Origin of the sequence: Pseudomonas sp. GW460-12-10-14-TSB1 (assembly GCF_017349775.1) — a bacterium.
In the GTDB taxonomy this organism is placed as follows: Bacteria; Pseudomonadota; Gammaproteobacteria; order Pseudomonadales; family Pseudomonadaceae; genus Aquipseudomonas; species Aquipseudomonas piscium.
Genome location: NZ_JACNAC010000006.1, coordinates 53,450 through 76,107 on the forward strand (window position 1 = coordinate 53,450; position 22,658 = coordinate 76,107).

The following is a 22,658-nucleotide window of genomic DNA, read 5'->3' on the forward strand; positions in this document are numbered from 1 at the left end:
TAAAAGATGGCGCTATTGTCGACAGCCAAGCCAACATGAGACAAACTCAACCTTTTCGTGTTGATCACAAAATTCATTCATGGAGACCCTGGTGCTCGAAATCCGTCACCTGAAGACCCTGCACGCCCTGCGCGAAGCCGACAGCCTGGTCGAAGCCGCCGAACGCCTGCACCTGACCCAGTCCGCCCTGTCCCACCAGTTCAAGGAACTGGAAGAGCGCATGGGCATGCCGCTGTTCGTGCGCAAGACCAAGCCGGTGCGCTTCACCAGCGCTGGCCTGCGCCTGCTGCAACTGGCGGACGCCACCCTGCCGTTGCTGCGCGCCGCCGAACGGGATATTTCCCGCCTGGCCGGCGGTACCGCCGGGCGCCTGCACATGGCCATCGAATGCCACAGCTGCTTCCAGTGGCTGATGCCGACCATCGACCAGTTCCGCGATGCCTGGCCGGAAGTCGAACTGGACCTGGCCTCGGGTTTCTCCTTCGCCCCGCTGCCGGCGCTGGCCCGTGGCGACCTGGACCTGGTGGTGACCTCCGACCCGGTGGAACTGGCGGGCATCACCTACGTGCCGCTGTTCACCTACGAAGCCATGCTCGCGGTGGCCAACCAGCATCGCTTGGCCAGCAAGCCCTACATAGTTCCGGAAGACCTGCTCAGCGAAACCCTGATCACCTACCCGGTGGAGCGCGACCGCCTGGATATCTTCACCCGCTTCCTGGAACCGGCCGACATCGAGCCGGCCCAGGTCCGCACCTCGGAGCTGACCGTGATGATGATGCAGCTGGTGGCCAGCGGCCGTGGCGTGTGCGGCATGCCCCACTGGGCGCTGCATGAATACAGCTCACGGGGTTATGTGAAGGCCAAGCGCCTGGGGGAAAAAGGCCTGTTCGCCACGCTGTACGCGGCGATCCGCGCCGACATGCTGGATGCGCCCTATATGCGCGACTTCCTGCTGACCGCCAAGGACACCTCGTTCTCGACCCTGGACGGGGTCAGCGCGGTACGTTGAAAAGCGGCGTCGGCCTGTAGGAGCGGGGATCGTCAGAGGGGGGAGATGACTTCACGCCACAGGTGAAGCTTGTCGAAATACTCGACGCCCACCCGCACCGCCAGCGGCTCCAGACCGAACTGGACAAAACCGCAGCGCTGGTACAGCACCAGGGCGGCTTCGTTGCCAGCGGTGACCGTCAGTTGCACCAGCCGCACCCCGGGGCGTTGGCGCGCCTCCTGCAGCAACGCCTGGACCAGCCGGTAGCCCAGGCCGCCGTGGCGATAAGGCTGCGCCACATACAGGCCGAACAGCGTGGCCTTGTGCCGGGCTTTTTCCCGGACCTCGAACGCCAGCCCGACGATGCCCACCAGTTCGCCACCCTCGAAAGCCCCCAGCAACAGATCCAGCGGGCTGCTCAGCCGCGACTCCCACCAACTCAGGGGCATCGCCGCCCGTTCGGCGACGCTGGAAGTAAAGGCCTGCGGATGACGCTCGTAGGCTTCGAGCATCAGCGCGCGGTAGGCGGCGGCGTGACGGGCATCGAGGCGCTGGATGGACATGGTTGGTCGAGGCCCCTGGGCTCGCGGGTGAATGAAAGGATCAAGCCGTCTGGCGTTGTTCCAGCAGCAGACGCACCGCCAGCCCGGCCAGCACGAAACCCATGAAATAACGTTGGGTCGCCAGCCACAGCGGGTTGTGCACGAACCAGGCGGCGATTCCCGAAGCGAACAGGGCGATCAGCAGGTTGACGCTGAAGCTCACGCTGATCTGAGTCAGGCCGAGGATGATGCTCTGGATGAACACCGAACCGTGTTCCGGGCTGATGAACTGGGGAAAGACCGAGAGGTAGAACACCGCGATCTTCGGGTTCAGGGCGCTGGTGAGAAAGCCCATCAGGATCAGCTTGCGCGACGAGTCCGGCGGCAGCTGCTGCGCCTCGAACGGCGAACGCGCGCCCGGCTTCAGGGCCTGCCAGGCCAGCCACATCAGGTACAGGGCGCCGACCCACTTGAGCACTTCATAGGCCACCGGCACCGCCATGAAGACCGCGGTCAGGCCGATCGCCGCGGCGAACAGGTGAACGAAGAAACCGGCCACCACGCCGACCAGCGAGGTCACGCCTGCCCGGCGCCCCTGGCAGATCGAACGGGAAATCAGGTAGATCATGTTGGGGCCGGGGGTCAGCACCATCAGCAGCGCTGCGGCGATGAAGATCAACATGTCGTGAAGGGGAATCATGATGGGCAATCCTTTGTCCTTGAAAAATCAGGCCGAGGCCAGTTGCGAGGCGCGATAAAACGGCAAGATCAGGTCGCGTGTCAATGGGGCCAGGGTGAGCTCGTCGGCAACCTCCGGATCGATCCAGCGGACCTCCTCGATTTCCGCCGCGGGCTGTACCTCGTCGGTGTCCAGATCGAGGCGGAACAATTCGGCCTCGACCACAAAACCCGGCTCGTTGGCCGCCGGGGCGGAAAAACGTCCCAGGTAACGAGCGTCGGCCGGGTCGATACGCAGCCCGAGTTCCTCTTCCAGTTCACGAGCCAGGGCCTGGGCCGGCAACTCGCTCGGCTCGATCTTGCCGCCCGGCTGCATGAAGGCCTGGGTGCCGCGCTTGCGCACCAGCAGGGTACGGCCGTCGGGGCCGATCAGCAGGGCCGCGGCGATATGGATAAGGGGGGATGTGGCACTTGAAAGAGTCATGAAAAACCTGGATCGATTACGCGAGGCGGCAAGGATCCCATGACTAGCGAGGCGTCGTCACGACACAGTCGGGCGCTGTTTTTTCCATACACTCGGCGCCTCGGGCAGCGGGACAAAGCGGGTGCCGCCCAGGCCTTCCATGGACTGGCTGAAATAGAGAAGGGATTGGACGAGAGGATGCAGCTCGCTCCCACAGGGATGCAGGAACGAGCAGGTGCGCGGCAAGGGCTGGGGCCCTCAAGCGTTGCCGGTCTTGCCGGACGAACCGAAAGAAGCGAAGCGCTTGTTGAAGCCGGCGATCCGGCCTTCGGACTGGGTCTTGCGCTGCTGGCCGGTGTAGACCGGGTGCGAGGCGCTGGAAACGTCCAGGGCAACATAGGGGTAAGTGTTGCCATCGCTGTGGCGCTGGGTGCGGTCGGTGTCCACGGTGGAACCGATCAGGAAGTACACATCCGCGGCGGTGTCGTGGAACAGCACGGTGCGGTAGGCGGGATGGATATTGGCTTTCATGGGAGTCTCCAGGGGATAGCTAAGGCTGCAATACGTTATACAGTAACATTATTCACTCACAGAAACGAGAACCAGTTGCAATAAGGAAAGCTACCAATCGTCTATCGCCCCTCGGCAACGCCTGGCTCCAGGCGTTCACGCTTGCCCACGGCGGGTCCCGGCGCCAGTATGCGCAACAGCAACCGGCCGCTGATCGGGCGTCGGGGCACTCCGAAAAAGGCAGAATCCATGACCCTCTCGCTGGAAGACATCGCCTGGCACCGCAGCGTCGGCCAACTGATCGACGCCCTCGACCGGCCGAACTTCTGGACCCTGCTGGTGCGCCAGCTGGAGCAGTACCTGGGCTTCGACAGCTGGGTCGCGCTGCTTTTCAGCAATGAACAGGCGCCGCGGGTGTTCGCCGAATGCCCGGGGGCGGACGGCAGCCCCGACCAGCTGTTCCAGGACTACCTCAAGGGCCTGTACCTGCTCGACCCCTTCTACCTCGCCAGCCGCGAACAGCCGCGGACCGGCCTCTATCACCTGGCCGAAGTGGCGCCCGAGGACTTCGAGCGCACCGAGTACTACCAGCGCTACTTTCGCCTGAACCTGGTGGCCGACGAGGTCCACTTCAATTGCCAGCTCGACGGCGAACGCACCCTGTGCCTGTCCTTGGGTGCCCGGCAGCGTTTCACCCCGTCGCAACTCGCCCTGCTGTCATTGATCCAGCCCTGGGTGGTCAGCCTGCTGCGCCAGCGCCTGGCCCATGAACCGCTGGAACAGCCGGGCGCCGGCACGCCGAACCCGAGCGGCAACTGGCGCAGCCGCCTGGAAGATTCGCTGCAACGGCTCAAGGGCACGCAATTGACCGCCCGCGAGCTGGAGGTCGGGCACCTGATGCTCAGCGGTTGCTCCAGCAAGGAGATCGCTCGTAAGCTGCAAATCTCTGCCGAAACCGTGAAAGTCCATAAGAAACACATCTACGGCAAGCTGGGCATCAAGTCCCAGTCCGAGCTGTTTTCGATTTTTCTCCAGGCGCAGAATGCCTGATGCCTGAAGCGGTCATAAGCGCACAGCCGATGCGCCACGGCCGTTCTCTACAACAACAAGATCGTTGGCCACACAAGAAGAATGAGTACCCAAAAACGAAATCTATAGAGTCCGAACCAAGGAAACCGTATGAGCCTGTCCCTCCTGAGCCGCTACGCCTTCTTTGCTGCCTGCGTGATTTTCACCCTCGCCAGCTTGCCCTTTCTCGAACATGACTGGCTCTGGCCAATCACCCTGGTAACCGCCCTGCTCAGCCTGCTGGGCATTTTCGACCTGCTGCAAAGCCCCCACGCGGTGCGCCGCAACTACCCGATCCTGGGCAATATCCGCTACCTGGTGGAAGGCATCCGCCCGGAAATCCGCCAGTACCTGCTGGAGTCCGACAGCGAGGCCCTGCCCTTCTCCCGGGCCCAGCGTTCGCTGGTCTATTCCCGGGCCAAGAACGAAAGCGCCGACAAGCCGTTCGGCACCCTGATCGACGTCTACCAGTCGGGCTTCGAATTCATCGGCCACTCCATGCGCCCGGCGCCCCTGAGCGACCCGAGCAGCTTCCGCGTCACGGTCGGCGGCCCGCAGTGCAAGCAACCCTACTCGGCCTCGGTGTTCAACATCTCGGCCATGAGCTTCGGCTCCCTCAGCGCCAACGCCATCCGCGCCCTCAACCAGGGCGCCAAGCTCGGCAACTTCGCCCATGACACCGGCGAAGGCAGCATCAGCCCCTACCATCGGGAAAACGGTGGCGACCTGACCTGGGAGCTGGGCAGCGGCTACTTCGGTTGCCGTACCAGCGACGGCCATTTCGACCCGGAGCGTTTTGCCCAGCAGGCGCAGAATCCGCAGGTGCGGATGATCGAAATCAAGATGAGCCAGGGCGCCAAGCCCGGCCACGGCGGCATTCTGCCCAAGCACAAGGTGACCCAGGAAATCGCCGATACCCGCGGCGTGCGCATGGGCGAGGACTGCATCTCGCCATCGAGCCACAGCGCCTTTTCCACGCCGATCGAAATGATGCATTTCATCCAGCAGTTGCGTGAGCTGTCCGGCGGTAAGCCCGTTGGCTTCAAGTTCTGCCTCGGCCATCCGTGGGAGTTCATGGGCATCGCCAAGGCCATGCTGGAAACCGGCATCCTCCCCGACTTCATCGTGGTCGACGGCAAGGAAGGCGGCACCGGCGCGGCACCGGTGGAGTTCACCGACCACATCGGCGCGCCGATGCGCGAAGGCCTGCTGTTCGTGCACAACACCCTGGTGGGCCTGAACCTGCGCGACAAGATCAAGCTCGGCGCCAGCGGCAAGATCGTCAGCGCCTTCGACATCGCCAGCGTGCTGGCCATCGGCGCCGACTGGGCCAACTCGGCGCGCGGCTTCATGTTCGCCATCGGCTGCATCCAGTCGCAAAGCTGCCACACCAACAAATGCCCGACTGGCGTCGCCACCCAGGACAACCTGCGCCAGCGGGCGCTGGTGGTGCCGGACAAGGCGCAACGGGTGTTCAGTTTCCACCGCAACACCCTCAAGGCCCTGGCGGAAATGCTTGCCGCCGCTGGCCTGCAACACCCGTCGCAACTGGAAGCCAGGCACCTGGTGCGACGCATGTCGGCCACCGAGATCAAGCTGTTCTCGCAGCTGCATGTGTTCCTCAAGCCCGGCGAACTGCTCACCGGCGCGGTCACGGGCGAGTTCTATTCGCGCATGTGGCAACTGGCGCGCGCCGACAGCTTCGAGCCGAACAACGAAGCCGCGGCCTGACCAGCCACACCCGACGCCCCGCCCTTGCGGTGGGGGCGTTATTCATCGATAGGCAAAGGACGCAAATCCGTGCTCAAAGTCATCGCCGAAGACTTCATCAAACCCGAACACCTCGACACCGTGCGCCCCTGGTACGCCGAACTGGTGGAGAAAACCCGCCAGGAACCGGACTGCATCGCCTACGACCTGTTCGTCGACCAGCAAGACCCGGGGCACTTCATCTTTATCGAGCAATGGCCAGACCGCGCAGCGCTCAAGGCCCATTGCCAGACCGAGCACTTCACCCGCCTGGTGCCGCAGATCAATGCCTTCCAGGCCAAGGAATGCCGTGTGCTGCTGATGGACGAGTTCTGAAGAAACGCCCCCACGATGCTTGACCGGACCACCGAAAGCAGACCGCAGCACCCCTGACTTTTGGGAGTTCCACATGCCATTGCTGTCATTCGATTCGCTGTCCAGCCAGTTGCCCGCCAGCTGGAAGTCCTCCGTAGTGGGCCAGGTCGGGCCGGCGCGCATCAAGGTGCTGCGCATGGACCAACAGGCCCACGCCGAAGAAAGCCACGACTACAACGAAGCCCTGCTGGTGACCCATGGCTGCCTGCGCCTGGGCATTGCCGGCAGGGAGGTGAGGGTGAACGCGGGCCAGATGTACCTGGTCGAAGCCGGCCTGGTGCATGCAGTGTTGCCCGGCAGCCACGGCACCCTGGTGATCATCGATGTCTAGCCGGACCGCCGGCCCTCACCAGTGCAGCGTCTTGATCGGCGCCGGCTCCTTCATGACGATAAAACCGTAATCGCCCAACAGGTAGATCCGGTAGTAACGGCTGTCCACCAGCGGTGGATAGCCCTGGTAACCGACCAGGGTCGCATTGCGCCGTCCCCTTTCCGCGACCACGTTGGTAATGCCCACCTTGGGCAGGTTCTCGGCCAGCATGAAGAAGTCGATATTCAGCAGGTAGTGCAGCACCGGCATCTGCTTGAACGAGCCTGAGGCCGCCAGCAGCCAGTGATCGGAATAGGTCACCGACATGTAAATACGCTTGGCCTCGCGCAACTGCTGGTGGCTGGTGATGTCGCGTTCAAGGCTCGACAGTGCGCTGGCCACCAGGGTTTTCTGCATCGTCAGCACCCGGCCATAGGCGAACGACAACGACAGCATCGCCAGCAACGGCACCATCAGCAGCAGCGGCAAGCGCTCATGGAGCCTCGCCAACGCCAAATGGCTCAGATAGAACAGCAGCACCAACAGCATCGCGAAGCCCATCAAGGTCCGGGCGCCTTCATTGAAGTCGCGGAAAAACAGCGCGATCCCCGACACCAGCAAGATCACCAGCGGCAATGTCAGCAGGCAGACCAGGGCCATCACGACTTTTTTCAGGCCGCTGTCCGGCCGCTTGAACAGGTTCATCCCCAGCCGTACGCAACCGGCAAGGGCGCACAACGCCAGCACGGCGAACACCCAGGCGAACCCGCCGTGAAACAGCAGCACGACTTTTTCCAGCACCCGGCCGATGTTGACCTGCAGTTGCAGCAAGGGCTGCGCCGACCAGTTCAGCAGCAAGGTGCGGGTCTGCTCCATGAAGGGGTAGGCGGTGATGCAATAGATCATCCAGCCCAGGGCTGCCTGGGCGATCTTCCAGCCGATCATTTCCCACCAGCGCGGCCAGGTGGCCTTGTCATTGGCGCCGCGGATCACCTCCAGGCAGCACAGGCCCAGGAACACATTGATGCTGATCTGATACAGCCCGATGGCCAACGCGACCAGCAAGGCCGGCACCAGCCACTGCAGCACGCGGTACGGGTTGCGATAGGTGATGGCGTAGATCACCGCCACCAGGCTCAAGGCCATGGCCGGGCCGTCGTATTGATAGGACAGGTTCTGCAGAAAGAAGGGGTTGTACCAGAGCGGTAACAGCACCAGGCAGCAAGCCGCCGTCGGTTGCGGGTAGTAATGGAAAGTCAGGCTGGTCAGTGCCGCGGCCATGGCGACCGTGGCGATCAACAGCGGCAAGGGAAAGATGTTCGGCGCAGCGCCGCTGAAGGTCAGGACGTTGTAGAACAGCTCGGCAAACAGTCGCCCCTGCTCCGTCCAGGCAGTGCCGGCCGACAGCGAACGCCAGTTGTCATCGATATAGGGAAAGTCCGCGAGGATCAGCGGCAACACATACAACAAGGTGGCGAACAGAAAAAACAGCCAGACCTGGCGGCGCCCGAGCTCCCCACTGAACAAGCTGCCCATTCTGCCCATGCTAGAGCCCCAGGCGGTCTTTGCCGCCGATGACGTCCTTGATCACATAACGCGGCCGATGCTTGGCTTCGATATAGATACGGCCGACGTACTCGCCGAGGATACCGATGCCGATCAACTGCACGCCGCCGAGAAACAGAATGGCGGTCATCAACGAAGGGTAGCCGGGCACGCTGTTGCCGAAGAATATCTTGTCCAGGACCATGTACACCGCGTAGAGCACGGCGAAAATCGAGATACCGCCACCGACGTAGGTCCACAACCGCAACGGTACGGTGCTGAACGAGGTGATGCCTTCCAGCGCCAGGTTCCACAGCTTCCAGCCATTGAACTTGCTGTTGCCCGCCACCCGCCCGGCGCGCTCGTACTCCACCACCACCGTGGTGAAGCCCGCCCACGACAGCACCCCCTTCATGAACAGCTGATGCTCGGGCAGGGTGCGAATCACATCGACCACCTTGCGATCCATGAGCCGGAAGTCACCGACGTTTTCCTCGATCCGGGTGTAGGCGATACGGTTCAGCAGGTGGTAGAACAGCGCCGCGCTGCAGCGCCTCAGGTAACTGTCGGCGGCGCGCCCGCGGCGTTTGGCGAGGACCACATCGGCGCCCTTCTGCCATTCCTCGATCAGCCGCGGGATGACGCTGATCGGGTCCTGCAGGTCGACGTCCATGGGAATCACCGCATCGCCAGTGGCGTGCTCCAGCCCGGCGAACAGCGCCGGCTCCTTGCCGAAATTGCGCGAGAAGTTGATCAGCAGCACCTGCTCGTCCATTTGCGCCAGGGCCTTGACCTCCTCGGCCGTGCGGTCGGAACTGCCGTCGTTGATAAACACGATCTCGACTTCGCCCTGCTCGAAGCGCAACTCGCGACGCACCGCCTGGTAAAACAGGCCGATGGCCTGCTCTTCATTGAAGACCGGAACGATCAGCGAGATCTTCATGGCTCACACTCGCGAAACACCAGGTACTTGGCGAACAGAAACCCCGCCACCAGGCTCAGGGCGGAAAACACCAGCACTGTCAGCAATCCGGGCAGCCGCCACAGATCCCCGGCATGCCCGACGCCCAGGCTCAGCGCGCCCATGCCGCCCAGAAACAGCAGATAGCCGCCGACCGACACCTTGGCGGCGAAGGTGAAACGCGCATTCATATAGAAAGAAAACGACGCCGCGACGCAAAAGGCCACCAGATTGCTGAGCGCCTGGCTGAGTCCCACCACCAAGCTCAGCAAGAAGAACACCAGCCAGTGGATGAGGGTGTTGGCGATGCCGATCACCGTGTATCTGGAGATTCCCTTCCATAAGAGTCTCATGGGTGACACTCCCGCGTTGGAACGTTGCTCAACTTGTATGGCAGGTTTTTGTGCCCATCGATTGGCGAAATCACTGATCCCGCACTCTTTCAGACGTGCGGCATCCAAGCCGGCCCGCATAGGCCGTTGTCGTGCAAGCCCTCCTCCTGGCCCCCCTATCAGATGGCTTGCCGCCAATTAATTGCACAAATGCATAGTTTAATTTGCACAAATGCATAACCCGACTAAGGTTACTTCTGAACCCGACCGGAGCAGGCCATCGAGGATGGCGAACCTTTCAAGCCGGTCCGCGGTTTCGAAAGACGCTTCATCGCAACATGCAACAACGACACAAGCTGGACGCTTGTTTTCACTCATGGAGGATGAAAATGTTAACCCTTGAAGACACACCATTCACCCGCACAGGTCCTGCCGAGGCACTGCCACAGTGCCTGGTCGGCACCCTGCTCGACGCCGGACTGAGCGAAGTCGACGACAGCGCGGAACACGCCGCCCTGGCCGCCAGCCTCAACTTCAGCATTCAGCAGCAAACCCAGACCAACTGGTGCTGGGCCGCGCTCTCGGCCTCGGTCGGCAACTATTACCGCACCGGTTCCTGGACCCAATGCGGGGTCGCCAACGCGGAACTGGGCCGCAATTCCTGCTGCAACCAGCCGGGGCCATGCAACGTGTACGGCTACCTGGACTCGGCCCTGCAAACCACCCGCAGCTTTGGTGGCATGAGCCAGGGCTCGACCCAACTGTCGGCCATCGACAACCAGATCAACATGGGGCGCCCCGTTGGCCTGCGCTGTGCCTGGTTTGGCGGCGGCGCGCACTTTCTGGCGATCTATGGCACCAACGGCAGCTACCTGCTGATTGCGGACTCCATCTACGGTTATTCGACCCGTGCCCTGAACACCTTCCCCCGCTCGTACAACGGCGGCGGCAACTGGACCCACACTTACTTCACCCGGAAAAACTAAGGAGGGCAGCATGCAACTGACTTATCCCAAGGCACCCGCCAACGGCGCTCAGGTACTGCGCCCGGCTCTCCAGGCCGCCCTGCAGAGCAAAGGCTTCGGCGTCAACCGCCAGTTCGCCCAGGCCACGGCCAGCAAAGTGAGCCTGTCCGAGCCCTACCGCGGCTACTCGCTGAGCCTGGAAGACCTGGCCCAAGGCAAAGGCCTGCAACAGGCCACGCTGGGGGACTGGCATTACCTGGTGTTCAGCGACGGGGTATCGATTGCCGACGCCCAACTGGCGGAAGTCGGTGGCCAGGTCGAGTTCTCGTCCCTGAACCACGGCGCCCTGGCGTCGGCCACGGTCAATGCGCTGAACCTGGCGGAAAAGGCGCCGCACCTCAAAGGCCGGACTTTTGAACTGCGTGTGTTGTTCGTCTCGGCACTGCATGTGGCGGCGATCTGGCTGCACGCCAGCGATGAAGACGTGCTGATCCCGATCGAGCCGACGCCCAAGCGCCTGGCGAGCACCAAGCTGTACAGCGAGGCCGCGTTGCTGGCCCTGCTGGCGCCCGCCGCCCAGCAAGCGAAAGCGGCGTTCGACGCGGACACCACAGGGCTGTTGGGGAGCTGACCGCGCACGGCGATCGAGCTGCGGTGAACGGGTGGTTGCAACACTAAAACCTGGAACCGCGGCAACATCGCCCGCATAAAAAAGCCCCGGTCACTGACCGGGGCTTTTTGTTTTATCGCCTGCTGGGGTTACGACACCGAACGCACCGCACCCTGCTGGGCATTGTTCGGTTGCAGCTTGAACAGGTAGAACAGCACCGTCAGCAGCACCAGGAACGCCGGGCCCACATACAGCGCCACGCGGGTGTCCGGGAAGTAGGCCATCAGCCCCACCACCAGCACCAGGAACGCCAGGGCCAGGTAGGAACTGACCGGGTACAGCCACATGCGGTATTTCAGGCCGGCACGTTCCGAGGCGCTCAGGCCTTTGCGGAACTTGAGCTGGGCCAGGAGGATCATCACCCAGGTCCAGATCGCGCCGAAGGTGGCGATGGACGTCACCCAGACGAACACTTTCTCCGGTACCAGGTAGTTCAGCAGCACACCCAGCAGCAAGGCGAAGATCGACAGCAGCAGCGCGCGACGCGGTACGCCGTTGTTCGAGGTCTTGGCGAAACCGGCCGGGGCCTGGCCGTTCTGCGCCAGGCTGTAGAGCATGCGCCCGGTGCTGAAGATGCCGCCGTTGCAGGACGACAGCGCGGCGGTGATCACCACGAAGTTGATGATGCCGGCGGCGGTCTTGATGCCCAGGCGCTCGAAGGTCATCACGAACGGGCTGCCCTGGGTGCCGATTTCGTTCCAGGGGTAGATCGACAGGATCACGAACAGCGCGCCCACATAGAACAGCAGGATGCGCCAGAATACCGAGCCGATGGCGTTGGGAATGGTCTTCTGCGGGTTCTTCGCTTCGCCGGCGGTGAGGCCGATCATCTCTACGCCCAGGTAGGCGAACATCACCATTTGCAGGGACATCAGCACGCCGGTCATGCCGTTGGGCATGAAACCGCCATGGGTCCACAGGTTAGAGATACCCAGCGCCACGCCGTCATTGCCGAAACCGAAGGCGATGATGCCGACGCCGCCGATGACCATGGCGATGATGGTGACGATCTTGATCAGGGCGAACCAGAACTCGAACTCACCGAAGGCCTTGACCGCGATCAGGTTGATCGACCCCATGCTCACCAGGGCCGCCAGGGCCCAGATCCAGCGCGGCACGTCGGGGAACCAGATGCCCATGTACACCGCCACCGCGGTGATTTCCGCGACGCAGGTCACCAGCCACAGGAACCAGTAGTTCCAGCCAGTGAGGAAGCCCGCCAGCGGGCCCAGGTAGTCTTGCGCGTAACGGCTGAAGGAGCCCGCGACCGGGTTATGCACGGCCATCTCGCCGAGGGCGCGCATGATCACCAGAATCGCCAGGCCGCCGAGGATGTAGGACAGCATGATGGCCGGGCCGGCCATTTCGATGGCCTTGGCCGAACCGAGGAACAAGCCGACACCGATACAGGCGCCAAGCGCCATCAAGCGAATATGCCGTTCGCCGAGTTCGCGTTTCAGCGGGCCGCCTTGAGCGGTCTCGCCTTGGGGCAGGTGGTTGCCAACTGGCATGGGGTACAACCTCATCTTGTTATTGGATATGAGCCACCGAGTCTGTAAGGCACGGACGGATAACCCGTACCCGCCAGATCGGATCGACCTTGTGGGCCGACACGTCTTGTAGGACAAATCCTGCAAGATCAGTGGGGCGTGCAGTATAAAAAGCTGACGGCAGGCTTTTTCACTCTATAAACAGCTAAATTCAGAGAGAAATCTCGGTATTTTCGGGTTTTGCGAAGTGGCATCACCTGGATTTTTTGCCGTTTGTCATTTTTGAACGGCGCCGAGTATTGCACAGCCATGGTGCAGCGTCATGCCCCTACCTAGGACGTATTTACCGGCCGTGATGGCTCTATCTCAACCCTCTCCCGCTCCCGTCGAATCCCCCGGATGCGGGCCTGCCCGCATGGGTCGTCCAGGATGAGGCGGGGTTTCCGATATTCCACAGCGTTCTTGGGTCTATCGCGAGCACCCGCGTTCCGGCAAAGAGAGGTGAATGCTTTCAGGCCGATCACAAATTTTTCACCATTGCCCGCCACCGTCTAAGCTTCAGACAAGTCCGATCAATCTGCGTGAATGGATCAGTCGACTATGGGTGCTTTAAGGCAGACCGATTCGAGTAAAAAAGTAGTGCCAACTGATCGAGTGGAAGAAGCGCCTATCCCTGAGAAATCCCATTCAAGCCGGCTTTGGTGGCGGCTGTTCTGGCTATTGTTGCTAATGGCGCTGGTCGCCCTGGGCTTTGCCGCGTCCAAGGAAATGCGCACCTCGAAACTGCAGGCGCGCGAGCTCAGCAGGTTCGCCGCGGACCTGAACTATTCCATGGCGCCCGGGCCCAGCGATGCCATCGTCTACCCCGGCGCCGGCCCCTTCGACAAACGCCTGGGCTATAGCGCCCTGGATGATTTCCTGGCGCGCCTGCTCAAGCGCGGTTACGTGGTGGAGGCCCAGACCCGCTTCTCCCCCTCCTTGATGAACTACAGCGAGAACGGCTTCTTCGTACCCTATACCGAGAAGATTCAGGCCGGGCTGTCGATCACCGATTGCCGCGCGGCGCCGCTCTATCAATTCAAGTACCCGCAGCAGCTCTACTCGAACTTTGCCTCCATCCCGCCGGTGATGGTGCGCAGCCTGCTGTTCATCGAGAACCGCGAATTGCTCGACCCCGACCAGCCCCTGGCCAACCCGGCGGTGGACTGGCCGCGCTTCGCCAAGGCCGCCTGGTCGCAAGTGGCCAAGCTCCTGCACCTGCCCGGGCAGACGGCGGGCGGCAGTACCCTGGCGACCCAACTGGAAAAGTACCGGCACTCGCCGGACGGCCTGACCGTGTCCGGTGCGGAAAAGATCCGGCAGATGATTTCCGCCAGCGTGCGCGCCTACCAGGGCGGCCAGCAGACCCTCGAGGCCCGGCGGCGCATCATCCGCGACTACCTCAACAGCGTGCCGCTGTCGGCGGTGCCCGGCCACGGTGAAGTGCATGGCATGGCCGAAGGGCTGCGGGTCTGGTACGGCGCCGACTTCGCCCAGGTCAACGAACAGCTGGCGAGCACCGCCAGCGATCCACAGAGTCTGGCGCAACGCGGCCTGGCCCTGCGCCAGGTGCTGTCGTTGATGATCGCCCAGCGCCGGCCTTCGCATTACCTGTCCAAAGGTCGCCAGGAACTGGTCGAACTCACCGACAGCCATATCCGTGTGCTGACCCAGAGCGGGGTGATCGACCCGCCGCTGTCGGCCGCCGCCCTGGCCAGCAAGGCCACCTTCCGCGACTGGGTGCAGCAACCGACGATCCAGCCGATCGAAACCAACAAGGGCATCAGCGTCGCCCGCAGCCGCCTGGCCGGCCTGCTCAACCGGCCGCTGTACGACCTCGACCGCCTCGACCTGTCCGCCACCAGTACCCTGCAAAGCGACCTGCAGCGCCAGGCCACTGAGTACCTCAAGCACCTGGCCGATCCGGTGTTCGCCGCCGAGATCGGCCTGCTCGGCGAACGCCTGCTGACCCCGACCAGCACCACCCAGGTGCGCTACAGCTTCACCCTGCTCGAACTGACGCCCGACGGATCGCGGGTACGGGTCCAGACCGACAGCACCGACCAGCCCTTCGACATCAACGAAGGCAGCAAGCTGGAGCTGGGCTCCACCGCCAAGCTGCGGGTCCTGACCACCTACCTGCAGATCATTGCCGAACTCTATGAGCAGTACGGCGCCGAAACCCCGGCGGTGCTGAAGAAAGTCGAGATCGCCGAACAGGACCGCCTGAGCCGCTGGGCCGTGGACTACCTGATCCAGAACAACGACCGCAGCCTGCCGAAAATGCTCGAGGCGGCCCTGGACCGCAAATACTCGGCCAGCCCCGGCGAGAGTTTTTTCACCGGCGGCGGGCTGCACACCTTTCATAACTTCCGCAAGGAAGACAACGGCCGCATGCCGACCCTGCGCGACGCCCTGCGCGAGTCCATCAACCTGCCCTTCATCCGCCTGATGCGCGACCTGGTGCGCTACAGCACCTACGCCGGCCCGAGCAATAGCGCCAACCTGCTCAAGGATGACGGCGACCCGCGGCGCCAGGAATACCTGGCCAAGTTCGCCGACCGCGAGGGCACCTCCTTCCTCCTGCGGTTCTGGAAGAAGTACCGCAACAAGGACACCCAGGCGCGCCTGGATACCTTCCTCGACAGCATGCACCCGACGCCGATCCGCCTGGCCGCCGTGCACCGCTACCTGCTGCCGGAAGCCAGCCAGGAGAGCTTCAACAGTTTCATTCGCTCGCACCTCAAGGGCGCCAAGCTCACGGAAAAGCTCACCGACGAACGCCTGGACAAGCTCTACTACAGCTACGGCCCCGGCTCCTACGACCTGCCCGACCAGGGCTATATCGCCAAGGTGCACCCGCTGGACCTGTGGCTGCTCGGCTACCTGCTGAACAACCCCGACGCCAAGTTCAGCCAGATCGTCAAGGCCAGCGAATTCGAGCGCCAGGAGGTCTACAGCTGGCTGTTCAAGAGCCGGCACAAGAGCGCGCGGGACAGCCGCATCCGCACCATGCTGGAGATCGAGGCGTTCCTCGACATTCACCAGCGCTGGCAGAAAGTCGGCTACCCCTTCGACCACCTGGTGCCCTCGCTGGCGACCGCCATCGGCAGTTCCGGCGATCGCCCCGCGGCGCTGGCCGAACTGGTCGGCACCATCCTCAACGACGGCGTGCGCATGCCGACCCTGCGCATCGACAGCCTGCACTTCGCCGCCGATACGCCTTATGAAACCAAGCTGATCAACGACCCGGCCGAAGGCAAGCGGGTGATGCCTTCGCAAGTGGCCACCGCGCTGCGCGGCGCCCTGTCGCAAGTGGTGGATGCCGGTACCGCCAAGCGCCTCTCCGGCAGCTTCAAGCTGGCCGACGGCACCCCGCTGGCCATGGGTGGCAAGACCGGCACCGGCGACAACCGTATCGAGGCCATTGGCTCCGGCGGGCGGATTCTCAGTTCGAAATCCATCAACCGCACCGCCACCTTCGTGTTCTATATCGGCGAGCACCACTTCGGCACCCTGACCGCCTATGTGCCGGGCGCCTCGGCCCAAGGCTTCAAGTTCACCTCGGCCTTGCCGGTCCAGGTGCTCAAGGGCATGGCGCCGATCCTCACGCCGTACCTGCAACCGGGCAGCAACACCCAATGCCTGGGCAGCCTGGCCCAACGCTGAATCTCTCCTGCTTGCTGTAAGCCACTCTTGAGGACCTTTAGAGGCCCTCAAGAGTGCGCTTGAGCGCGACGTTCAGCAGCGGCTACAAGAATGCTTCTCAACTCCATTCTCCGACAAACGGCTGGTCTGGCTGCCACGGAAGTACTTGCGCGGCATTTAAGATATATCTTAAGTTATGTCTTAACCAAACAGGAGAAAGAGAAAATGAGAGAACACCACCATCCCCACCGCGAGTACGGCGACGGCCACGACGGTTTCGAAAAACGCCCCGGGCGCGAACGCGGCGGCCGCGGCCCGCGAGTCTTCGCCCCCGGCGACCTGAAGCTGCTGTTGCTGGCGCTGATCGCTGAGCAGCCGTGCCACGGCTATGACCTGATCCGCCAGATCGAGGGTATGTTCGATGGCGCCTACAGCCCCAGCCCGGGCGTGATCTACCCGACCCTGACCTTCCTCGAAGAGAGCGAACTGATCAGCGGAGACGCCGAAGGCGGGAAAAAACGCTACAGCGTGACCGAGGCCGGTCGCCTGTCATTACAGGACCAAGCGATTGCCCTGGACGGCGTGCGCATGCGCATCGACGTCAGCAAGCGCTCGCTGCGCGGCCACGATCGTCCGGCGGAAATCCACGAGGCGGTGCACAACCTGCGCCACGCCCTGCAGATGCACCACGGCCGCTGGAACCCGCAAGAAATCCTGCGGGTCCGCGACCTGCTGAACAACACCGCCCGCGCCATCGTCGACGGCCCGGCCACCCCTTCTGCTCAGGAGTCAGCTGAATGACCGCAGACAATTCGCTATCGATTCATCGGGTCAGCCACGAGATCAAACGCCGCCGCCTGGAAGTGCTGCGGGTGGTGGACCTGACCCCGCGCATGCGCCGCATCACCCTGGGCGGGCCGGAACTGGCCGGCTTCATCAGCCTGGGCAGCGACGACCATATCAAGCTGCTGTTCCCGCAGAACGCCGAACAGCAGGCCGCCCTGGAAACCCTGGTGCTGGGCCCGGGCAAGGACAACGGCGCGATGCCGGCCATGCGCGACTACACGCCCCGGCGCTACGACCTGGATATCGGTGAGCTGGATATCGACTTTGTCCTGCACGGCGACGGCCCTGCCTCGACCTGGGCCGAGCAGGCCAAGCCCGGCCAGTTCCTGCATATCGGCGGCCCCCGCGGCTCGATGATCGTGCCGGACATGTTCGACAGCTACCTGCTGATCGGCGACGAAACCGCGCTGCCGGCCATTGCCCGGCGCCTGGAAGAGTTGCCGGCCGGGCGCCGGGTGCTGGCGGTGATCGAGATCCAGGACGCGGCCGAGCGGCAGGTGCTGGAGAGCGCGGCGCAGGTCGAGGTGATCTGGGTCGAGCGCGACGGCGGCCAGCAGGACCTGCTCAGCACCGTGCGCGGGCTACAGATGCCGAGCGGCAAGCTGTACGCCTGGGTGGCCACGGAAAGCAAAGTCTCGCGGCAGATTCGCCGGGTGCTGCTGGACGAGCACCGACTCGACGACGAGTTCGTGAAAGCCGCCGGTTACTGGCGCCTGGACAGTAGCGAAGAAGAGTGACGGACTGCCAAGCCTCGTCCCTACAGACCCGCCTCTGTAGGAGCGAGGCTTGCCCGCGATGACGCCCTTCCAGTCACCGCACACTCAAGCCCGGCGACGCCCCAACCAACGATCCAACCCGACAATCCCCAGCGCCACCAGCACAAACCCCGCCAGAACCCCCAACGCATTCACGAACGCCTGCGCGTAGCCCAACTTGTCCACGTCGACAAAAGGATAGGGATACAGCCCCAGCACATGCCCGCGCAGCAGGACATAGGCGAAGTACAGCAGCGGGTAGAGCATCCACCCGGCGACATGCCGCAACCCCAGGCGTCCCTTGGGCACGCAGCACCACCAGTAGACGAGAAACAGCAGCGGCATCACGTCGTGCAGCAACTCGTCCGCCACGAACTGCCAGCCCTGGGGATGCCACAGATGACGCAGCAACAGGCTGTACGCCAGCCCCACTACCAGAATGCTCACCGCGATGCCGCTGCTGACCCAGGGTTGCAGAAAGAACCGCTGCCCGCGGGAGCTGCGCAAGTTCAGGGCACAGGTCAGCACCACCGCCACCAGGGTGTTGGTGAGCACGGTGAAGAAACTGAAAAAATTGATCAACCCGCCCAACAGGCTGGCGTCCACCGTCCAGCGCAGATGGAGGATCAGGTACAGCTGGATCGTCAGCCCCGCCCAGCCGAGCAACGCGGCCAGCGCAGTGAACAGCCGTTTACCGCTTGAAGGAAAAACCGGCTCGACAGCCATCGAGTGTCCTTAGAGCGGGCGTTTGGTGCGCTGCAATTTCACGTACAGCTGCTCGACTTTCTCCCGCGCCCAGGGCGTCTTGCGCAAAAAAGTCAGGCTCGACTTGATGCTCGGGTCGCTCTTGAAGCAACGGATATCGATGCGCTCGGCCAACCCCTGCCATTCGTAGTGTTCCACCAGCGCCTTGAGGATCTGTTCCAGGGTGACGCCGTGCAGCGGGTCGTTGTTCGTTGCAGTCATGCCGGGCCTTTGAGCAAGAGAAAAAGGAAGTCGCGCACCTTAGCCGAGGCTTCGCCCCCGTGGAAGGGTGGGTGCGGATCTTGAGTAACTGTAGGTGAGATCCCGCGCGCCTACAGAAAAGGGACGCTGAAAAAGTTCCTTCCTTTTTGCGTCAAAAGAGATGTTATATTGTATCAATACAAAACAAACCCCTGATCCAGACACCTCGCCGTGTCACGCCTGTTCTCTTTTGACTCAAAGCACGCTGTCCTGCGCTTGCCAAGGAATGACCGATGTCCCTCTCTGCCCACCGCCCTTCTCGCTCTCTACTCTGGCGTCTGACGCCGCTGTCCGCCGCCTTGCTGTTCGCCTCCCAGGCCCACGCCCTGGAGCTGCAACCGCAGGTCATCACCGCCAACCCCCTGGGCAGCCAGCAAACGGCAGCGCCAAGCACGGTGCTGGAAGGCGACGACCTGACCCTGCAACAACAAGGCAGCCTCGGCGAAACCCTGAATAAACAACCGGGCGTGTCCTCGTCCTACTTCGGCCCGGGCGCCAGCCGGCCAATCATTCGTGGCCTGGACGGCGATCGCATTCGCCTGCTGCGCAACGGCGTCGGTGCCCTGGATGCTTCGTCGCTGTCCTACGACCACGCCGTGCCGCTGGACCCGGTCAACGTCGAGCGCATCGAGATCGTCCGCGGCCCGGCCGCCCTGCTGTATGGCGGCAGCGCCATCGGCGGCGTGGTCAACACCTTCGACAACCGCATCCCCACCGAAGCCATCGAAGGCATCCACGGCGCCGGTGAATTGCGTTATGGCGGTGCCGACACCACCCGCAGCAGCGCAGGCAAGCTGGAAGCCGGCAACGGCACCTTCGCCCTGCACCTGGACGCCAACTCGCGGCAGTTCAACGACCTGAAAATCCCCGGCTACGCTCGCAGCCGCCACGCCCCAGCGAGTGAAGACGGCAACGGCAAGAAAGGTCGCCTGGGCAACAGCGACGGCCGTCAGGACGGCGGCGCCATCGGCGGTTCCTACACCTGGGACGACGGTTACGCCGGGCTGTCCTACAGCAACTACGACTCCAACTACGGCTCGCCTGCCGAAGAGGATGTGCGCATCCGCATGAAGCAGGATCACTACGCCTTCGCCTCGGAACTGCGCAACCTCGACGGCCCCTTCAGCTCGCTGAAATTCGACGCCGGCTACACCGATTACGAACACCGCGAAATCGAAGGCGGCGAGACCGGCACTATCTTCAAGAACAAGGGTTACGAAGCCCGTGTCGAAGCCCGTCACCAGCCCCTCGGCCCGCTCAATGGGGTGATCGGTACCCAGGTCAGCCGCAGCGAGTTTTCCGCGCTCGGCGAAGAGGCCTTCGTGCCCCAGACCGATACCGACAGCGCCGCGCTGTTCATCCTCGAAGAATTGCAGGCCACCGAGCGCCTGAAACTCAGCCTTGGCGGGCGCCTGGAACACACCCGCGTCGACCCGGACAGCAAAGGCAACGAACGCTTCAGCCAGGCCGACAGTTCCAGCAGCTTCACCGCCGGCAGCCTGTCGTCCGGCGCGGTCTATACCCTGACGCCGATCTGGTCCGTGGCCGCCACCCTGGGCTACACCGAACGCGCCCCAACCTTCTACGAGCTGTATGCCAACGGCGCCCACGTGGCCACCGGCACCTATGAAGTCGGCGACGCCAACCTGTCGAAGGAAAAAGCCGTGTCCAGCGACCTGGCCCTGCGCTTCGACAACGGCACCCACAAAGGCAGCGTCGGGGTGTTCTACAGCCACTTCTCCAACTACATCGGGCTGCTCGGCAGCGGCCGCACCCTCAACGATGAAGGCGAGGAAGACGCGGGCGGCATGCCGGAATACACCTACTCCGGGGTCCGCGCGCGGTTCGCCGGTATCGAGGCCCAGGACCACTGGAAGCTCGGCGAAAGCGCCTACGGCAAGTTCGCCCTGGAACTGTCCGGCGACTACACCCGCGCCAAGAACCTGGACAACGGCGAAGCCCTGCCGCGCATCGCGCCGCTGCGCCTGAACAGCGGCCTGCTGTGGGAACTGGATCGCTGGCAGGCGCGCATCGATGTCGAACACGCCGCCAGCCAGCGTCGCGTGCCGGACAACGAAAGCGGCACCGACGGCTACACCACCCTGGGCGCCAGCGCCGGTTACCACTTCGACATCGGCAGCAGCCAGTGGCTGGCCTTCGTCAAGGGCGAGAACCTGACCAACCAGACCGTGCGTTACGCCAGCTCGATCTTGCGCGACATCGCCCCGGCCCAGGGACGCAGCATCGAGGTCGGCCTGCGCACCACCTTCTGAGTCCCTCCGCAATCGCAGCCTTCGGGCTGCGATTTTCCTCTCCGCCCCCCTCCCCCTCAGAACCTGACTCCCACGGCATTGCGCAATCCCCAGCCTGTACCGCCAGGCCGTGACCGGGCAAAATGCACCGCTTTATCTTTCCAAGGTTGCGTACCTGTCATGACGGCCTGAAGCAGTGCCATCAACCCGTGACCTCCCGCAGAAACCGGATTTCCATCCAACAAAGGACTGACCCCTTGTTCAACCTCACACGCCCGTTCGCCGTGCTTTTGGCACTCACCCTCTCGCTTGACGCCGTCGCCCTGTCCCTTCAATCGGAAAAACGTGCAGATGGCACAACCGTGTTGCAGCTCACCAATGCCCCCGCGCCGGCACGACCACCACAGCTCAATGAAGACCCGGCAGTACGCGCGGCCCTGATCGACTTCATTGGCTACGCCACCGGCAGCTTCACCAGCGACGGCTCCATGATCGTGACGCAAGTACTGGATTCCCTCGACTCAGAGTTCTCGACGTTCGAGAAAGGTGTACCTGCCGGACGCAAAATGCTCACGGCCATGGATGACGGTAATCATGGCGACGAACGCGGCGCCCTGCTGTTAGACGACAAGGGGCAGTTGATCGCCGTAGGCCTGGTGAATGGGCACTGCACCGTCAAATCAAAGACAGAATCGTTGTCCTGCAATCCAGGCCCCGAAACCGTGCTGACCATCTTCCAGGCCAAAGACGCCAAGAAGAGTGACGCCGACCCGATCATTGCCTGGAGCAAAGAGTTACCGCCGATGGTCGCGTACTGGGCTGAAAGTGAAGACCCCGAGACACGTGCCCGCGCACAAAAGATTGCCACGGTCGAATACATCACCACCGACCCGAAAAAGAACGCTTGGAGTGCCGCGCAACTGCCTGCGGATTTCCCCAAGGCGATGCTTGCGTTATTGCCCAAAAACTCCCACTTGGTGGGCGCGGGCGTCGATGGTTTTTTCACCACGCCCGGCCTGAAAGGCGCGCCGATTTATGGAGACTACGACGAACTGGCTGGCCGGCCGCGGCATGATTTCGAGGTGCTGTTGCAAACCTATACGCCATTCTCCGAAGTCGTGAAGTTCTACCAGGAGCAAGCCAAAGGCGCCGAGTTACGCGCAAACGATGAAAAGGCCCTGATTGACGGTGTCGCTGGCGGCGGTACTTACCAGATCGAGATCAAGGACAAAGAGGAAGAAGGAACGTCCATCACGTTCTCCGGCTGGAGAAAAGAAGTCTGAAAGTCCTTAGTTGAACCCGCACGACAACAGCGGCGAGTTATTCAAAGTAGAACGACTTGCCCCTGCTTGACCGGAAGAAGATTGACGGTAGTTCCATGCCGAATACAAACGGCAGGAAAAAGCACACTGTTACCAAATCCGAAATGATTCATGTCACTAAAAGCGCTTTCTCTCCAAGAGGAGG

At 62.8% G+C, this 22,658-nt stretch carries 22 protein-coding genes; 12 read left to right on the forward strand and 10 right to left on the reverse strand.

The window, feature by feature from the left end:
- Positions 1–91: 91 nt before the first annotated feature.
- On the forward strand, positions 92–1,009 hold the full coding sequence (gene metR, locus J4D52_RS05910; RefSeq protein ID WP_009050584.1) for a transcriptional regulator MetR: 918 nt from the start codon (positions 92–94) through the stop codon (positions 1,007–1,009).
- 32 nt (positions 1,010–1,041) lie between these two features.
- Here metR and J4D52_RS05915 read toward each other — a convergent pair whose 3' ends face one another.
- The 4 genes from J4D52_RS05915 to J4D52_RS05930 form a co-directional block, all read right to left on the reverse strand.
- A complete protein-coding gene (locus J4D52_RS05915) occupies positions 1,042–1,551 on the reverse strand; it encodes a GNAT family N-acetyltransferase (protein WP_102676070.1) in 510 nt (169 codons plus the stop codon).
- A gap of 40 nt (positions 1,552–1,591) precedes the next feature.
- On the reverse strand, positions 1,592–2,230 hold the full coding sequence (locus tag J4D52_RS05920) for a LysE family translocator (protein WP_025806043.1): 639 nt from the start codon (positions 2,228–2,230) through the stop codon (positions 1,592–1,594).
- Between the two features lie 27 nt (positions 2,231–2,257).
- Positions 2,258–2,692: an NUDIX domain-containing protein gene (locus J4D52_RS05925; protein ID WP_063432848.1), complete on the reverse strand. Its 435-nt coding sequence runs from the start codon at positions 2,690–2,692 to the stop codon at positions 2,258–2,260.
- Between the two features lie 237 nt (positions 2,693–2,929).
- Positions 2,930–3,202 carry a type B 50S ribosomal protein L31 gene (locus J4D52_RS05930; RefSeq protein ID WP_016703453.1) on the reverse strand — a complete coding sequence of 91 codons (273 nt, stop codon included), beginning with the start codon at positions 3,200–3,202 and terminating at the stop codon, positions 2,930–2,932.
- Between the two features lie 228 nt (positions 3,203–3,430).
- On the opposite strand from J4D52_RS05930, the gene J4D52_RS05935 reads away from it, so the two are divergent.
- The 4 genes from J4D52_RS05935 to J4D52_RS05950 all read left to right on the forward strand — a co-directional run bounded on the left by J4D52_RS05935 (position 3,431) and on the right by J4D52_RS05950 (position 6,704).
- Positions 3,431–4,231 carry a helix-turn-helix transcriptional regulator gene (locus J4D52_RS05935; RefSeq protein ID WP_102676082.1) on the forward strand — a complete coding sequence of 267 codons (801 nt, stop codon included), beginning with the start codon at positions 3,431–3,433 and terminating at the stop codon, positions 4,229–4,231.
- A 129-nt stretch (positions 4,232–4,360) separates the two neighbouring features.
- Positions 4,361–5,980: an FMN-binding glutamate synthase family protein gene (locus tag J4D52_RS05940; RefSeq protein ID WP_102676069.1), complete on the forward strand. Its 1,620-nt coding sequence runs from the start codon at positions 4,361–4,363 to the stop codon at positions 5,978–5,980.
- A gap of 69 nt (positions 5,981–6,049) precedes the next feature.
- The gene (locus J4D52_RS05945; RefSeq protein ID WP_025806048.1) at positions 6,050–6,334 is read left to right on the forward strand and encodes a putative quinol monooxygenase; all 285 of its coding nucleotides are present in this window, start codon (positions 6,050–6,052) and stop codon (positions 6,332–6,334) included.
- A gap of 73 nt (positions 6,335–6,407) precedes the next feature.
- Positions 6,408–6,704 (forward strand): cupin domain-containing protein, encoded by a 297-nt coding sequence (locus J4D52_RS05950; RefSeq protein WP_063432851.1) that lies wholly within the window; start codon positions 6,408–6,410, stop codon positions 6,702–6,704.
- A gap of 15 nt (positions 6,705–6,719) precedes the next feature.
- On the opposite strand, the gene J4D52_RS05955 is transcribed toward J4D52_RS05950, so the two are convergent.
- Genes J4D52_RS05955 through J4D52_RS05965 form a run of 3 tightly spaced genes read right to left on the reverse strand, consistent with a single transcriptional unit; the run spans position 6,720 to position 9,542 of the window.
- Positions 6,720–8,228, reverse strand: coding sequence for a glucosyltransferase domain-containing protein (locus J4D52_RS05955; RefSeq protein ID WP_102676068.1), 1,509 nt, complete (start codon positions 8,226–8,228; stop codon positions 6,720–6,722).
- A 1-nt stretch (position 8,229) separates the two neighbouring features.
- Positions 8,230–9,171 carry a glycosyltransferase family 2 protein gene (locus J4D52_RS05960; RefSeq protein ID WP_025806053.1) on the reverse strand — a complete coding sequence of 314 codons (942 nt, stop codon included), beginning with the start codon at positions 9,169–9,171 and terminating at the stop codon, positions 8,230–8,232.
- Complete coding sequence (locus J4D52_RS05965; RefSeq protein WP_102676067.1) at positions 9,168–9,542, reverse strand: GtrA family protein; 375 nt, start codon at positions 9,540–9,542, stop codon at positions 9,168–9,170. The genes J4D52_RS05960 and J4D52_RS05965 overlap by 4 nt, the downstream gene beginning before the upstream one ends.
- A gap of 368 nt (positions 9,543–9,910) precedes the next feature.
- Between J4D52_RS05965 and J4D52_RS05970 the strand changes: the two genes are divergently transcribed.
- Positions 9,911–10,507 carry a papain-like cysteine protease family protein gene (locus J4D52_RS05970; protein WP_102676066.1) on the forward strand — a complete coding sequence of 199 codons (597 nt, stop codon included), beginning with the start codon at positions 9,911–9,913 and terminating at the stop codon, positions 10,505–10,507.
- A gap of 10 nt (positions 10,508–10,517) precedes the next feature.
- Positions 10,518–11,117 carry a hypothetical protein gene (locus tag J4D52_RS05975; protein ID WP_025806057.1) on the forward strand — a complete coding sequence of 200 codons (600 nt, stop codon included), beginning with the start codon at positions 10,518–10,520 and terminating at the stop codon, positions 11,115–11,117.
- A gap of 128 nt (positions 11,118–11,245) precedes the next feature.
- Here the strand turns inward: J4D52_RS05975 and J4D52_RS05980 are convergent, their stop codons facing one another.
- Positions 11,246–12,667 carry an amino acid permease gene (locus J4D52_RS05980; RefSeq protein ID WP_053280708.1) on the reverse strand — a complete coding sequence of 474 codons (1,422 nt, stop codon included), beginning with the start codon at positions 12,665–12,667 and terminating at the stop codon, positions 11,246–11,248.
- Between the two features lie 579 nt (positions 12,668–13,246).
- Here J4D52_RS05980 and J4D52_RS05985 point away from each other — a divergent pair.
- From J4D52_RS05985 to J4D52_RS05995, 3 genes are all read left to right on the forward strand, one after another.
- Positions 13,247–16,354: a transglycosylase domain-containing protein gene (locus J4D52_RS05985; RefSeq protein ID WP_102676065.1), complete on the forward strand. Its 3,108-nt coding sequence runs from the start codon at positions 13,247–13,249 to the stop codon at positions 16,352–16,354.
- A 204-nt stretch (positions 16,355–16,558) separates the two neighbouring features.
- Positions 16,559–17,134, forward strand: a complete 576-nt coding sequence (locus tag J4D52_RS05990) for a PadR family transcriptional regulator (RefSeq protein WP_025806060.1) — start codon at positions 16,559–16,561, stop codon at positions 17,132–17,134.
- Positions 17,131–17,916 carry a siderophore-interacting protein gene (locus J4D52_RS05995; protein ID WP_102676064.1) on the forward strand — a complete coding sequence of 262 codons (786 nt, stop codon included), beginning with the start codon at positions 17,131–17,133 and terminating at the stop codon, positions 17,914–17,916. Before J4D52_RS05990 ends, J4D52_RS05995 begins: the two co-directional genes overlap by 4 nt.
- A gap of 84 nt (positions 17,917–18,000) precedes the next feature.
- On the opposite strand, the gene J4D52_RS06000 is transcribed toward J4D52_RS05995, so the two are convergent.
- Both J4D52_RS06000 and J4D52_RS06005 read right to left on the reverse strand, forming a co-directional pair.
- Positions 18,001–18,660 (reverse strand): Pr6Pr family membrane protein, encoded by a 660-nt coding sequence (locus tag J4D52_RS06000; RefSeq protein ID WP_063432857.1) that lies wholly within the window; start codon positions 18,658–18,660, stop codon positions 18,001–18,003.
- 9 nt (positions 18,661–18,669) lie between these two features.
- Positions 18,670–18,900: a VF530 family DNA-binding protein gene (locus tag J4D52_RS06005; protein ID WP_007923118.1), complete on the reverse strand. Its 231-nt coding sequence runs from the start codon at positions 18,898–18,900 to the stop codon at positions 18,670–18,672.
- Between the two features lie 272 nt (positions 18,901–19,172).
- On the opposite strand from J4D52_RS06005, the gene J4D52_RS06010 reads away from it, so the two are divergent.
- Positions 19,173–21,212 carry a TonB-dependent receptor gene (locus tag J4D52_RS06010; protein WP_063432858.1) on the forward strand — a complete coding sequence of 680 codons (2,040 nt, stop codon included), beginning with the start codon at positions 19,173–19,175 and terminating at the stop codon, positions 21,210–21,212.
- Positions 21,213–21,448: 236 nt separating this feature from the next.
- Entirely contained in the window at positions 21,449–22,474 is a 1,026-nt protein-coding gene (locus J4D52_RS06015; protein WP_063432859.1) for a hypothetical protein, read from the forward strand.
- The last annotated feature ends 184 nt before the right edge of the window (positions 22,475–22,658 follow it).